The organism is Peribacillus simplex, from assembly GCF_900156045.1.
Lineage (GTDB): Bacteria > Bacillota > Bacilli > Bacillales > DSM-1321 > Peribacillus > Peribacillus simplex_D.
Window position 1 is genome coordinate 22,325 of the sequence record NZ_FTMX01000019.1, and the last position, 11,719, is coordinate 34,043.

At 41.0% G+C, this 11,719-nt stretch carries 14 protein-coding genes and 11 tRNA genes; 24 read left to right on the forward strand and 1 reads right to left on the reverse strand.

Annotation, left to right across the window (positions count from 1 at the left end):
• Positions 1 to 95: 95 nt before the first annotated feature.
• The 12 genes from alr to BW986_RS28625 all read left to right on the forward strand — a co-directional run bounded on the left by alr (position 96) and on the right by BW986_RS28625 (position 9,616).
• Positions 96 to 1,280, forward strand: a complete 1,185-nt coding sequence (alr, locus tag BW986_RS28570) for an alanine racemase (RefSeq protein WP_260321039.1) — start codon at positions 96 to 98, stop codon at positions 1,278 to 1,280.
• 160 nt (positions 1,281 to 1,440) lie between these two features.
• Entirely contained in the window at positions 1,441 to 1,722 is a 282-nt protein-coding gene (locus BW986_RS28575; RefSeq protein WP_034306380.1) for a CopG family ribbon-helix-helix protein, read from the forward strand.
• Between the two features lie 7 nt (positions 1,723 to 1,729).
• On the forward strand, positions 1,730 to 2,080 hold the full coding sequence (locus BW986_RS28580) for a type II toxin-antitoxin system PemK/MazF family toxin (protein WP_034306610.1): 351 nt from the start codon (positions 1,730 to 1,732) through the stop codon (positions 2,078 to 2,080).
• Between the two features lie 412 nt (positions 2,081 to 2,492).
• A complete protein-coding gene (locus BW986_RS28585) occupies positions 2,493 to 3,320 on the forward strand; it encodes an RsbT co-antagonist protein RsbRA (protein WP_076373140.1) in 828 nt (275 codons plus the stop codon).
• A gap of 2 nt (positions 3,321 to 3,322) precedes the next feature.
• Positions 3,323 to 3,679: an STAS domain-containing protein gene (locus tag BW986_RS28590; protein WP_076373142.1), complete on the forward strand. Its 357-nt coding sequence runs from the start codon at positions 3,323 to 3,325 to the stop codon at positions 3,677 to 3,679.
• A 3-nt stretch (positions 3,680 to 3,682) separates the two neighbouring features.
• On the forward strand, positions 3,683 to 4,084 hold the full coding sequence (locus tag BW986_RS28595; protein WP_048682056.1) for an anti-sigma regulatory factor: 402 nt from the start codon (positions 3,683 to 3,685) through the stop codon (positions 4,082 to 4,084).
• 9 nt (positions 4,085 to 4,093) lie between these two features.
• Positions 4,094 to 5,104: a PP2C family protein-serine/threonine phosphatase gene (locus tag BW986_RS28600; RefSeq protein ID WP_076373144.1), complete on the forward strand. Its 1,011-nt coding sequence runs from the start codon at positions 4,094 to 4,096 to the stop codon at positions 5,102 to 5,104.
• A gap of 59 nt (positions 5,105 to 5,163) precedes the next feature.
• On the forward strand, positions 5,164 to 5,496 hold the full coding sequence (locus tag BW986_RS28605; protein WP_076373146.1) for an anti-sigma factor antagonist: 333 nt from the start codon (positions 5,164 to 5,166) through the stop codon (positions 5,494 to 5,496).
• Positions 5,493 to 5,966 (forward strand): anti-sigma B factor RsbW, encoded by a 474-nt coding sequence (rsbW, locus tag BW986_RS28610; protein WP_076373148.1) that lies wholly within the window; start codon positions 5,493 to 5,495, stop codon positions 5,964 to 5,966. The genes BW986_RS28605 and rsbW overlap by 4 nt, the downstream gene beginning before the upstream one ends.
• Positions 5,944 to 6,732, forward strand: coding sequence for an RNA polymerase sigma factor SigB (gene sigB / locus BW986_RS28615; protein ID WP_034306363.1), 789 nt, complete (start codon positions 5,944 to 5,946; stop codon positions 6,730 to 6,732). Before rsbW ends, sigB begins: the two co-directional genes overlap by 23 nt.
• Positions 6,729 to 7,340: a SpoIIE family protein phosphatase gene (locus tag BW986_RS28620; protein WP_260321040.1), complete on the forward strand. Its 612-nt coding sequence runs from the start codon at positions 6,729 to 6,731 to the stop codon at positions 7,338 to 7,340. Before sigB ends, BW986_RS28620 begins: the two co-directional genes overlap by 4 nt.
• Positions 7,341 to 7,432: 92 nt before the next feature.
• A complete protein-coding gene (locus tag BW986_RS28625) occupies positions 7,433 to 9,616 on the forward strand; it encodes a Tex family protein (RefSeq protein ID WP_076373150.1) in 2,184 nt (727 codons plus the stop codon).
• Positions 9,617 to 9,691: 75 nt separating this feature from the next.
• Here BW986_RS28625 and cmpA read toward each other — a convergent pair whose 3' ends face one another.
• Positions 9,692 to 9,811 carry a cortex morphogenetic protein CmpA gene (gene cmpA, locus BW986_RS29915; RefSeq protein ID WP_098372179.1) on the reverse strand — a complete coding sequence of 40 codons (120 nt, stop codon included), beginning with the start codon at positions 9,809 to 9,811 and terminating at the stop codon, positions 9,692 to 9,694.
• An 83-nt stretch (positions 9,812 to 9,894) separates the two neighbouring features.
• Here cmpA and BW986_RS28630 point away from each other — a divergent pair, with 83 nt between their 5' ends.
• The 12 genes from BW986_RS28630 (at position 9,895) to BW986_RS28685 (ending at position 11,622) form a co-directional block, all read left to right on the forward strand.
• On the forward strand, positions 9,895 to 10,359 hold the full coding sequence (locus BW986_RS28630) for a SprT family protein (protein ID WP_076373152.1): 465 nt from the start codon (positions 9,895 to 9,897) through the stop codon (positions 10,357 to 10,359).
• 146 nt (positions 10,360 to 10,505) lie between these two features.
• Positions 10,506 to 10,580, forward strand: a tRNA-Asn gene (locus BW986_RS28635).
• Between the two features lie 6 nt (positions 10,581 to 10,586).
• Positions 10,587 to 10,677 (forward strand) — tRNA-Ser (locus tag BW986_RS28640).
• Between the two features lie 17 nt (positions 10,678 to 10,694).
• A tRNA-Glu gene (locus BW986_RS28645) sits at positions 10,695 to 10,766 on the forward strand.
• Between the two features lie 25 nt (positions 10,767 to 10,791).
• Positions 10,792 to 10,867, forward strand: a tRNA-Asp gene (locus BW986_RS28650).
• A 77-nt stretch (positions 10,868 to 10,944) separates the two neighbouring features.
• Positions 10,945 to 11,019: transfer RNA gene (locus tag BW986_RS28655), tRNA-Gln, on the forward strand.
• Positions 11,020 to 11,028: 9 nt separating this feature from the next.
• Positions 11,029 to 11,104 (forward strand) — tRNA-Lys (locus BW986_RS28660).
• Positions 11,105 to 11,113: 9 nt separating this feature from the next.
• A tRNA-Leu gene (locus BW986_RS28665) sits at positions 11,114 to 11,195 on the forward strand.
• 59 nt (positions 11,196 to 11,254) lie between these two features.
• Positions 11,255 to 11,340 (forward strand) — tRNA-Leu (locus BW986_RS28670).
• 18 nt (positions 11,341 to 11,358) lie between these two features.
• A tRNA-Arg gene (locus BW986_RS28675) sits at positions 11,359 to 11,435 on the forward strand.
• 7 nt (positions 11,436 to 11,442) lie between these two features.
• Positions 11,443 to 11,519 (forward strand) — tRNA-Pro (locus BW986_RS28680).
• A gap of 29 nt (positions 11,520 to 11,548) precedes the next feature.
• A tRNA-Gly gene (locus BW986_RS28685) sits at positions 11,549 to 11,622 on the forward strand.
• Positions 11,623 to 11,719: the final 97 nt, after the last annotated feature.

Sequence of the window (11,719 nt, forward strand, 5' to 3'; positions counted from 1 at the left end):
GAATCAAGGTGAAAAAGCACTTTATATTTCTAGCGGTTGGTTATAGAATGGTCCTATAATGAAACGAAAACTTCGCTACTGGGAAGAATCTTATTGTGAGTGTAGGAAAGAAGGAAAAGGTCTTGGAAACGAAAACATTTCATCGAGATACATGGGCAGAAGTAAATTTGGATAATATTTTTGAAAATATTTCTTCAATGAAAAAAAGTTTAAGAAAAGGTGTTAGTCTTTTCGCTGTCGTTAAAGCGAATGCTTATGGACACGGGGACTACGAAGTGGCTAAAACGGCTCTTGAAGCGGGGGCGGATTTTTTAAGTGTCGCTTTTTTGGATGAGGCTCTCGCCTTGCGGAAAAAGGGGATATTGGCTCCGATTCTTGTACTTGGGGCATCAAGGCCTGAAAGTGCAGCGCTTGCTGCCGAGCATGGGATTTCCTTGACGGTTTTCGATGTAGCATGGTTGGAGAAGGCGAAGGATTTGTTGAAACCGGGACAAGTTTTGCAAATCCATGTAAAAGTGGATAGCGGCATGGGGAGAATCGGCATTCGAGATAAAGGCCAACTCATGAAATTGGAAAATTTGCTTGAGAGGGAAGCTTGTTTCAATTTCCAAGGAATATTCACTCATTTCGCGACGGCGGATGAAATAAATACCGACTTTTATGAAACCCAGCTTGCTTTCTTTAAAGGGATGCTTTCCGAATTGACCAGAAAGCCGGAATATGTTCATGCAGCCAATAGTGCAGCTTCTTTAAGGTTCACCGATCCTGAATGGAATGCAATAAGAATGGGGATTTCCATGTATGGTTTGAGTCCTTCCATGGAAATGAAGCCGATATTGCCATTTCCATTAAAACAGTCTATATCGTTGAGAACGAAGATGGTTGCGGTTAAAAAGCTTGCCAAGGGTGAAAGCGTTAGCTATGGGGCGACTTATACGGCTGAAGGTGATGAATGGATTGGGACTTTGCCAATCGGTTATGCTGACGGCTGGATCCGTAAGCTGCAAGGTCAGGAAGTTCTTGTTGATGGAAAAAGAGTGCCCATAGTCGGGAGGATTTGCATGGATCAATGCATGATCAAGCTTCCTGGACCATACCCTGTAGGAACAGAGGTTACATTAATGGGGAATGATGGGGATAAATCGATTACTGTTGATGAGATAGCGGCAAAACTGGAGACGATCAACTATGAGGTAACATGTATGATAGGAGCAAGAGTGCCCCGCATATATATTAAAGACAATCAGTTGAATCATGTACGCAACTTCATTTTGGAATGACAGGATTGTAAAAAAATCCTAAGATTGTGAATAAGATTTCCTTTATTATGCTGATAATAAGATTTAGAATAGAATATACTCTTTGCAGATAGGCAATTTAATGGTAATATTGAAAAGGATATATAATAAAGGTGTGTAGTGATGGTGGAGGTGTATGTTTGTGTCTGAATCCAGCGCAACGAGAGAGATATTAATTCGATTACCTCAAAATTTTTTAACAGAGTTAGATGGGTATGCGAGTGAGGAAAATGTGAATCGCAGTGAATTTATTTATCGTGCCACAAAAATGTATCTTCGCGAACGTAAAAAGAAAGAGTTTCGTGAATCGATGAAACGCGGTTATATTGAAATGGCGGCCATTAATTTAACGATTGCTTCTGAAGCCTTCCAGGCTGAATTCGAGGCTGGTCATTGCGTTGAACGATTAGTTAGCGGAGGCTGAGCCATTGATTGTTGTTAAGCGTGGTGACGTATACTTCGCAGACCTTTCCCCGGTGGTTGGTTCAGAGCAGGGTGGGACCCGTCCGGTACTAATTTTACAAAACGATATTGGTAATCGCTTTAGTCCGACTGTGATCGTGGCAGCCATTACAGCTCAAATTCAAAAAGCGAAATTGCCTACACATGTTGAGATTAATGCAAAAAAATACGGATTCGAGCGAGATTCCGTCATTTTATTAGAACAGATCCGGACAATTGATAAGCAGCGTTTAACTGATAAAATTACGCATCTTGACGAACCGATGATGCAAAAAGTCAATGAAGCTTTGCAAATTAGTTTAGGCCTCATTGAGTTTTAAAGAAAATTTTTCCCGTTAAACCGGGCGTTATTATAATACAAATCATTCTTGATGCTATTTAGATGGCACGATTCCTGCAAATGCGGGAATCGTGTTTTTTTTGTGGAATAACATGGACATATGTCCAAAAAGTATCAGCAGGAAATATGAAAAAATTGACGAATAAAAACATTATACAGTTAGATATTGAATAGAACGTTCATTGTTTTTTATGGTATCTCCCTAACTTTTTTTAATTGATGTTTTTCTTACCTGATTTTTGGGTATGTAGTTATGTTGTAAATACCTAAAAAAGCAAAAGTGTAGTGGGGAAACTCGAAGAAAATCCAGATGGGAATAAGATTACAGTTAGTTAACATCCTTGTGACGAGGACAGGGAAACATAGCGATTGTGTTAGAATGGGAGGATATTATGAATCAATTGGTTTACGATTTTATTAAGCAAAATCAAGATTACATCCTTACTGAGTGGATGGGCATCATGAAGGAAAGTACGGACGAAAGATTAATTAAAGTCGTCTCAGATCGAATGTTCACGCAAACGAGCAGTGAATTTATAGATATGATCATCACGAACGTTGATAGTAAAAACAAGGAGTTCACATTGAAGCTTTCTGATTTTGCCGAGAAAGTCGTCCAATTGGGATGGCCTCTTACTTTCGTCAATGAAGGACTTCATAAATTCACTTTAATTGTCATTAATGGAATGGTGGAAAAGGGTCTGGTTACTCCTGATAATCAAGTCAATCTTGTTAACCATTTGGATAAATGGGCCACACCAATAAATAATGAAATAGTCAATATATATACTCAAACTTGGGAAAGAACGGTTTCCATGCAAAAAATAGCGTTACAGGAACTTTCCGCTCCGCTTATTCCTGTATTGGAAGGCATTACGGTAATGCCGCTGATTGGTACGATTGATACGGAACGTGCCAAACAAATAATGGAAAACTTGTTGACTGGCGTGGTTAAGCATAGATCTGAAGTTGTTCTTATTGATATAACGGGGGTGCCGGTCGTGGATACCATGGTTGCCCATCATATCATTCAAGCATCGGAAGCGGTCCGGTTGGTGGGCGCCAAATGTATACTCTGCGGCATCCGCCCTGAAATAGCCCAAACCATAGTTAATCTTGGGATTAATTTAAATGAAGTGATTACAAAAAATACGCTGAAAAAAGGGATAGAAGTTGCGTTGGAATTAACGAGCCGGAAGATCGTAAAGGTGGAGGGATAAGTATGAGGATTCCGATATTAAAGCTTTATGACTGCTTGTTAGTCTCTATACAGTGGGAATTGGATGATGTGACAGCCCTTCAATTTCAAGAGGATTTACTGCATAAGATTCATGAAACAAGCGCGAATGGCGTTGTTATAGATATTACCTCAATAGATTTTATTGATTCTTTTATCGCAAAGGTATTAGGCGATGTCTTTAGCATGTCTAAGCTTATGGGGGCCAAAGTTGTAATTACGGGGATCCAGCCTGCTGTTGCAATAACATTAATTGAACTGGGAATTAGTCTCGAAGATGTTCTGACAGCATTAGACTTAGAGAAAGGCCTGGAGAAATTACAACAGGAATTGGGGGATTAAAGAATGGAGTTCCAATCCTGCGTAAAAATCATAAATGAATGGGACATCGTAGCTGCAAGGCAGCTCGGAAGAAATGTCGCTAAAGAGTTGGGTTTCGGTACTGTAGACCAGGCCAGGATCACAACGGCCATTAGCGAATTGGCCCGAAACATATACCTATATGCTGGACAAGGCAGTGTTAGCATAGAAAAGTTAAATATAAATGGGAAGTCAGGATTGAAAATCATTGCAGAGGACCAAGGGCCAGGAATTGAGGATATCCGCAGAGTCATGGAAGATGGATATACCACCTCGGGGGGACTGGGCGCTGGTCTTCCAGGAGCCAAACGTTTAATGGATGACTTTGATATCGAATCGATACCAGGTGAAGGGACTAAGATTATCGCTACGAAATGGCTCCGTTAGGGGGGGACTATGGACATTAGGGAGAACATGGAGAAAAAGTATCATGAGGCGCTTTCTACGTATCTTAAAGACCAAAATGAGCAGGCACTCTACCAAGGGCAAAAGATTAGCCGCCTACATATCAAATACAATATATCTCCAGAAGAAATCATCAGTATGCATAAAAATAACTTGATGGAACTTTACCCGGAATTACCGGGAAAAGTATTGGATTCTTTCGATTTTCTGCTAGAAGTCATGATGGGCTACGGCATTGCATACCGTGAACATCAAAGCCTTAGACATCAGCAGCAGGAACTGAAAACGGAAATCGAGATAGCGGCAAACGTTCAACATACTCTTTTGGAGACGGAAATTCCTGATATCAAAGCTCTTGAAATTGGAGCGATCAGTGTTCCGGCGAGGCAGATGAACGGGGATTACTATCACTTCGTCCAAGATGAAAATGAGCGGATAGGGGTAGGGATAGCCGATGTCATTGGAAAAGGTATTCCCGCTGCATTGTGCATGTCGATGATCAAATATGCGATGGACAGTCTTCCGGAGCATCGTCATGAACCGAATAGTGTGCTTGAGAGTTTGAACCGTGTTGTGGAGCATAATGTGGATCCAAGCATGTTCATAACCATGTTCTATGGCTTATATGATCCGCATGACAGGCAATTTTCCTATGCTTCAGCCGGACATGAACCTGGTTTTTACTATGACGCCGCAACGGACACTTTTAGCGATTTGGATGCAAAGGGCTTGTTGCTTGGAGTTGATAAAAAAACAAGGTATCGCCAATATGAAAAAACAGTGAATCGTGGAGACATGATCATTTTATTATCTGACGGAGTAACGGAGTGCCGGACGAATGATGGGTTCATAGAAAGGGAAACACTTATTGGTTTCATTAAAAAGAATATGCATTTGCAAGCCCAGGAAATGGTGAATAATATATTTAAACAATTGGAGAAAATGCAGAACTTCCAACTGAGGGATGATTTTACATTAATAATTTTAAAATCAAATGTTTAGTATTTTTTCTGCTGGGTATAGATATAGGAATGAAGAGGATTTGAAGAGGTGGGTCATTGATGAATATAACTGTAGATGTTAATGAATTAAATTCTGAATTTATTGTAAAACTGAAAGGTGAAATCGATGCATATACTGCACCGAAATTAAGAGAATCACTATTTCCGATTTCGGAGCAGGATAATGTTTCGATCACTATTGATTTAGCTGAAGTTTCTTATATGGATAGTACGGGGCTTGGGGTTTTTGTCGGTGCTTTCAAAAGCGTAAGGGCACATAATGGCGAATTCACTTTAGTTGGCTTATCAGAAAGGTTACGACGTTTATTTGATATAACAGGTCTTGCAGATATCATTGATATAAAAAGTGGTACAGAGGGTGGGTTAGAATGAGTCAAGTATATGATTACATCGAAATGAAAATACCTGCAAAACCAGAATTCATCGGTGTCATTCGTTTAACGCTTTCTGGGATAGGAAGCCGGATGGGATTTGCGTATGATGAAATTGAGGATTTGAAAATCGCTACCAGTGAGGCTTGTACAAATGCGGTACAGCATGCATATAAAGATTCTGAAAAAGGTGAAGTGAAAGTAAGTTTCGGCCTTTATCCTGACCGCTTGGAGGTCATGGTTTCTGATAGTGGTAAGAGCTGTAATTTCGAAGAGGTTCGTCAAGGAATCGGTCCATACGAAAATGGACAAAAAGTCGAACTTATGAGAGAAGGAGGCTTGGGTCTTTACCTTATTGAAACTCTGATGGATGATGTGAAAATTCATCAGCATGATGGGGTTACAGTATTTATGACTAAGTTTTTAGAAGGAGAGCAGGTGGAGATGGATGCAAAAACAGTCTCAACCTAACCAGGCACAAAGAGAACAGGTAAATGAATGGATTAGAGCTTACCAGCAGAATCAAGATGAGGAAGCACAGAGCAATCTAGTCATCCATTATAAAAGTTTGGTTGAAACAATCTCCCGTAAGTATGCGAAAGGGAAATCATTTCAGGAGGATATCTCCCAAGTCGGCATGATTGGTTTGTTAGGTGCCATTCGACGATATGATGAATCTTTCGGTAAGAGCTTTGAGGCATTTGCTGTCCCTACTATAATCGGCGAAATCAAAAGGTTCCTGCGTGACAAAACATGGAGTGTCCATGTGCCAAGGAGAATTAAGGAACTTGGTCCGAAAATCAGGGTGACTGTCGAGGAATTAACTACAACCCTGCATCGTTCACCAAGAATAGATGAAATAGCCGATAGTATAGGTGTGACTGAAGAAGAAGTTTTAGAGGCAATGGAAATGGGAAAAAGCTATCAAGCTTTATCCGTGGATCATTCTATTGAGGCGGATTCTGATGGCGGTACTGTCACATTGCTTGATATATTCGGGAATGTCGATGAAGGTTTTGAAAAGGTCAATCAGAGACTTGTCCTTGAAAAGGTGCTGCATGTGCTGAGTGACCGTGAAAAGATGATCATTCAACATACTTATTTAGAGAATTTAAGTCAGAAAGAAGCGGGCGATAAACTTGGGATTTCCCAAATGCATGTGTCTAGGCTCCAACGCCGCGCGATCAAGAAACTTCAAGAAGCCATTAATGCTGAAAACTCGGAGTTAATTCAGTGATCAAAGATATTCTTAGGGGAGAAAAAATAGAAGTCCTTGTCTCTCAATCGTCTAAAAACGGGATGGTTTATTGTGGTGATGATTACTTCTTCCTTCATACGAAAGAATACTTTATCTGTGTACTGGCAGATGGTCTGGGTAGCGGGAAACATGCTTACGATTCCTCCCACGCAGTCATCGAGGAAGTTAAACGTAATCATGAGTTGGATGTCGAATCACTAATGGCAGTGTGCAATCAAGTTTTAATCGATAAGCGGGGAGCAGCCGTTTCCGTTTTGAAGATTTTTTATGACAAGAATGAATTTGTATACAGTTCGGTTGGTAACATCCGCTTTTTCCTGTATAATCCAAGTGATGATAAACTCGTTTACCCTTTACCTGTTACAGGGTATTTATCAGGAAGGAAACAAAAATACAGGACGCAGAGATACAAATATGAACCAAATGCAAAATTCATTCTTCATTCCGATGGACTAGAACTTAAGGGAGCTAAATCTTTTTTGAAAAGGCTGGTCCCCATCGATAAGAACGCCCAATGCATATTAAAAAGCAGTCCATTAACTGCAGATGATACAACTTTCATTTTAGGAAGCTTACTTTCGCCGTAATTCGGAAGTGAGCTTTTTTGTATTGAATTCGCAACTTCATCTCTCATTTGCTAGACTATACATATTAGATCAAAACGTTGGAGGTAAACATAATGATCGTTGTAGAAGATACATTAAAAGATTTGATTAAACAAATATCCAATGAGCTAACTTTGAAAAATCATCAAGTCCAAAACGTCATCCAGATGCTTCAAGAGGGTAATACTGTCCCCTTTATTGCGCGGTATAGGAAAGAAATGACGGGTTCACTTGATGAAGTGCAGATTCGTTCCATAATGGAAAGATGGAACTATCTAGAAAACCTTGGCCAGAGGAAAGCGGAAGTTACCCGTTCGATTGGTGAACAGGGGAAATTGACGGAAGAATTAACAAGACAAATCGAGAAAGCGACAAAACTGCAGGAAGTCGAGGATTTATACAGGCCATTCAAACAAAAAAGGAGAACGAAAGCAACAGTAGCTAAAGAAAAGGGTCTTGAACCATTGGCTAATTGGCTTTTGGAATGTCAAATGGATGCCCGGGTAAGCGAAAAAGCTGCAGAATTCATATCGGAAGAAAAAGAAGTTTATTCTATAGAAGAGGCTATTACGGGAGCGCAGGATATCATAGCTGAACATATTTCCGATGATGCAGAATTAAGGAAGTGGATAAGGGCTGAAATTTTCAAAGCTGGAAAAGTGGTTTCAACTGTAAAAAATGAAGAGAAGGACGAGAAAAAAATCTTCGAGATGTACTATGAATATGAGGAGCCGGTTCAAAGAATCGTACCACATCGGGTGTTGGCGCTGAATAGAGGCGAAAAGGAAGAGGTTTTACGAATCTCCATTCATCCTCGTACTGAAATCATCATTGGTCATCTGGAACGGAAAATCATTAAAAATAACAAATCCGAGGCCCGAGTTGTTCTTAAATCTGCGATTGAGGATGGACTCAAACGTTTGATCATGCCTTCTGTAGAACGGGAAATCAGAAAAGAGCTGACGGAAAAAGCTGAGGATCAAGCTATCCATATTTTCTCTGAAAACCTCCGGAACCTGCTCTTGCAGCCCCCGCTTAAAGGGAAAGTGGTCCTAGCCTTGGATCCGGCATATCGGACTGGCTGTAAGTTGGCTGTCATTGATGAAACAGGAAAGGTACTTGATATAAGTGTAATCTATCCGCATCCTCCTGCTGCGAAGCTTAATGCTGCCCGTGAAAAAACGATTGAAATACTTCAGCGGTTCTCGGTTGAAATCGTGGCAATCGGCAATGGTACGGCATCGCGTGAATCAGAGCAATTCATCGCAGATATTATAAAAGAAGTGCAAGGGAATATTTCTTATATAATTGTTAATGAAGCGGGAGCCAGTGTGTATTCAGCCTCGGATATAGCCCGTGAAGAGTTTCCGGATCTTCAAGTAGAACAGAGAAGCGCAGTTTCGATAGGCAGAAGACTTCAAGATCCCCTTGCCGAACTTGTTAAAATTGACCCCCAATCCGTGGGGGTAGGGCAGTATCAACATGATGTGTCCCAGAAAAAGTTAACGGAATCCCTCACCTTTGTAGTGGAAACAGCTGTTAACCAAGTGGGAGTGAATGTCAATACCGCTTCATCGTCTCTATTACAATATGTAGCTGGTTTATCAAAATCAGTCGCTCAAAATATTGTGAAGAGAAGGGAAGAGGAAGGGAAGTTTTCAAGCAGGAAGGAATTAAAGAAAATTCCCCGGCTTGGTGCCAAAACATATGAACAATGTATAGGGTTCTTACGTATCATTAAAGGAGATGAACCTTTGGATCAAACCGCGATACACCCTGAGAACTATAGTGCCGTGAATAAATTATTAAAGAAAATGGGATTTACATCTGAAGATTTAGGCAGTGATGCATTGAATGAAGAGTTGGGTAAACTAAATCCGGCTGATTTGGTCGATGAATTGGAAATAGGGGAAATTACGATTAAAGATATCATAGATGATTTGATGAAACCGGGAAGAGATCCTCGCGATGAATTATCAAAACCACTGCTTAAGCAGGATGTGCTAAAAATGGAGGATCTGCAAACTGGGATGGAATTACAAGGTACAGTGAGGAATGTTGTGGATTTTGGTGCGTTTGTGGACATCGGTGTCAAACAGGATGGACTGGTGCATATTTCTAAACTGAGCAACCGGTTTGTAAAACACCCATTGGATGTAGTTGCCGTTGGGGATGTTGTGACGGTTTGGGTCGAACTGGTTGACCCTAAAAAGCAAAGGGTATCTTTGACGATGCTCGAGCCAAAGAATCAAAACTAGCCTATGGTAAGCTCCTTCTATATTAGAAGGAGTTTTTTTTGAAGCGATGTATTTAGACTTGGAGCAAAGTTGAATTTATACCCTGAGACTTTCTTTCTTTTGATAAAAAAACCAACATTGATTCAACATCTTCACTTGATAATAATCCTTTTCATAAAAGGCTTTGCGGATTTGATTTTGGAACCAATTAGGCATAGCTTTTCCTCCCTTAGTTTCCTATTGTATTATTAGTCTATGTTATAATGGGTTGTCATGTTACCAAAGAAAGGGAGGGGGAAATGGATAATCGGCAATTGCAAAAACTAGTAGAAGAAATTTCGATGAAAGACTTTAAAAAGGCCTTTAAACACCAAGCCAGTTTTAATCCGCGTCTCCGAACAACGGGAGGACGATACTTGCTCCGTTCACACAATATAGAAATCAATAAGAAGTATCTTGATGAACGCGGTGTGGAAGAAATGATTGGGATCATTAAGCATGAATTGTGTCATTATCATTTGCATATCGAGAAGAAAGGGTACCAGCATCGTGATGCGGACTTTAGGCATTTACTGAAAAAAGTGGGGGCGCCAAGATTTTGCGAGCCGCTGCCATCTAACCAATTAAAGAAAAAGATGAATACTATTCAATATAAATGTGAAGACTGTCAGCAGGTATATATAAGAAAAAAACGAATCGACACTGCCCGTTTCGTGTGTGGTAAATGTCGAGGATCATTGATTTACCAAGGGTTTAAGGAGTGAATAACAAAAATATAAAAAAACATAAAAGAACTCTTGACTTTAAGTTGTAACCTCTTTATAATCATAAGAGTCGACAAGATAACAACTTGTCTTAACGACAAACACTAAGGTCCTTGAGCTTGAAAAAGGAACCCAATTTTCATTATTCCGCAGTAGCTCAGTGGTAGAGCATTCGGCTGTTAACCGAACGGTCGTAGGTTCGAGTCCTACCTGCGGAGCCATTTTTTGGGGAAGTACTCAAGAGGCTGAAGAGGCGCCCCTGCTAAGGGTGTAGGTCGCGTAAGCGGCGCGAGGGTTCAAATCCCTCCTTCTCCGCCAGCTGCATATTTTATCAAGGCCCATTGGTCAAGCGGTTAAGACACCGCCCTTTCACGGCGGTAACACGGGTTCGAATCCCGTATGGGTCACTTTCTTATACATGTTCATAATGTTGGTCCCGTGGTGTAGCGGTTAACATGCCTGCCTGTCACGCAGGAGATCGCGGGTTCGATTCCCGTCGGGACCGCCATTTTTTAAAAAAACACTTGCTAAAATAATATTATCGTGATATAATATTATCCTGGCTGTTAATTAGTAATTGTTTATTGGGCTATAGCCAAGCGGTAAGGCAACGGATTTTGATTCCGTCATGCGAAGGTTCGATCCCTTCTAGCCCAGCCATTTTATTTAGAGCCATTAGCTCAGTTGGTAGAGCATCTGACTTTTAATCAGAGGGTCGAAGGTTCGAATCCTTCATGGCTCACCATTTATTTTCGCGGGTGTGGCGGAATTGGCAGACGCACCAGACTTAGGATCTGGCGCCGCAAGGCGTGGGGGTTCAAGTCCCTTCACCCGCACTGATATTTTTCTTCTTGACATCAAGTTGAAAAGGTGTTAAACTTACAAAGTCGCTTTCGCGGTCGTGGCGGAATGGCAGACGCGCTAGGTTGAGGGCCTAGTGGGGGAAACCCCGTGGAGGTTCGACTCCTCTCGGCCGCACCAATAACATCATAGAAATTAGCGCCCGTAGCTCAATTGGATAGAGCATCTGACTACGAATCAGAAGGTTGTAGGTTCGACTCCCGCCGGGCGCACCATATTTTACGGGAAGTAGCTCAGCTTGGTAGAGCACTTGGTTTGGGACCAAGGGGTCGCAGGTTCGAATCCTGTCTTCCCGACCATTCTTTCTGAAAATATTTCATAATTAAATGCGGGTGTAGTTTAGTGGTAAAACCTCAGCCTTCCAAGCTGATGATGAGAGTTCGATTCTCTTCACCCGCTCCATTATTGCTCTTTGAAAACTGAACAAAACAAAGCGCCAACGTTAAATTTTAAGTGAGCACACACTATCAAAAAAGCAAATGAGCAAGTCAAACATTTC

What these genes read in the sequence shown, in the direction of transcription:
- BW986_RS28605 (WP_076373146.1), top strand. Translation starts at nt 5,164, where the DNA reads ATGAATATAACTGTAGATGTTAATGAATTAAATTCTGAATTTATTGTA.
- BW986_RS28625 (WP_076373150.1), top strand. Translation starts at nt 7,433, where the DNA reads ATGATCGTTGTAGAAGATACATTAAAAGATTTGATTAAACAAATATCC.
- BW986_RS28630 (WP_076373152.1), top strand. Translation starts at nt 9,895, where the DNA reads ATGGATAATCGGCAATTGCAAAAACTAGTAGAAGAAATTTCGATGAAA.
- BW986_RS28595 (WP_048682056.1), top strand. Translation starts at nt 3,683, where the DNA reads ATGGAGTTCCAATCCTGCGTAAAAATCATAAATGAATGGGACATCGTA.
- sigB (WP_034306363.1), top strand. Translation starts at nt 5,944, where the DNA reads ATGCAAAAACAGTCTCAACCTAACCAGGCACAAAGAGAACAGGTAAAT.
- cmpA (WP_098372179.1), bottom strand. Translation starts at nt 9,811, where the DNA reads ATGCCTAATTGGTTCCAAAATCAAATCCGCAAAGCCTTTTATGAAAAG.
- BW986_RS28590 (WP_076373142.1), top strand. Translation starts at nt 3,323, where the DNA reads ATGAGGATTCCGATATTAAAGCTTTATGACTGCTTGTTAGTCTCTATA.
- BW986_RS28600 (WP_076373144.1), top strand. Translation starts at nt 4,094, where the DNA reads ATGGACATTAGGGAGAACATGGAGAAAAAGTATCATGAGGCGCTTTCT.
- BW986_RS28585 (WP_076373140.1), top strand. Translation starts at nt 2,493, where the DNA reads ATGAATCAATTGGTTTACGATTTTATTAAGCAAAATCAAGATTACATC.
- rsbW (WP_076373148.1), top strand. Translation starts at nt 5,493, where the DNA reads ATGAGTCAAGTATATGATTACATCGAAATGAAAATACCTGCAAAACCA.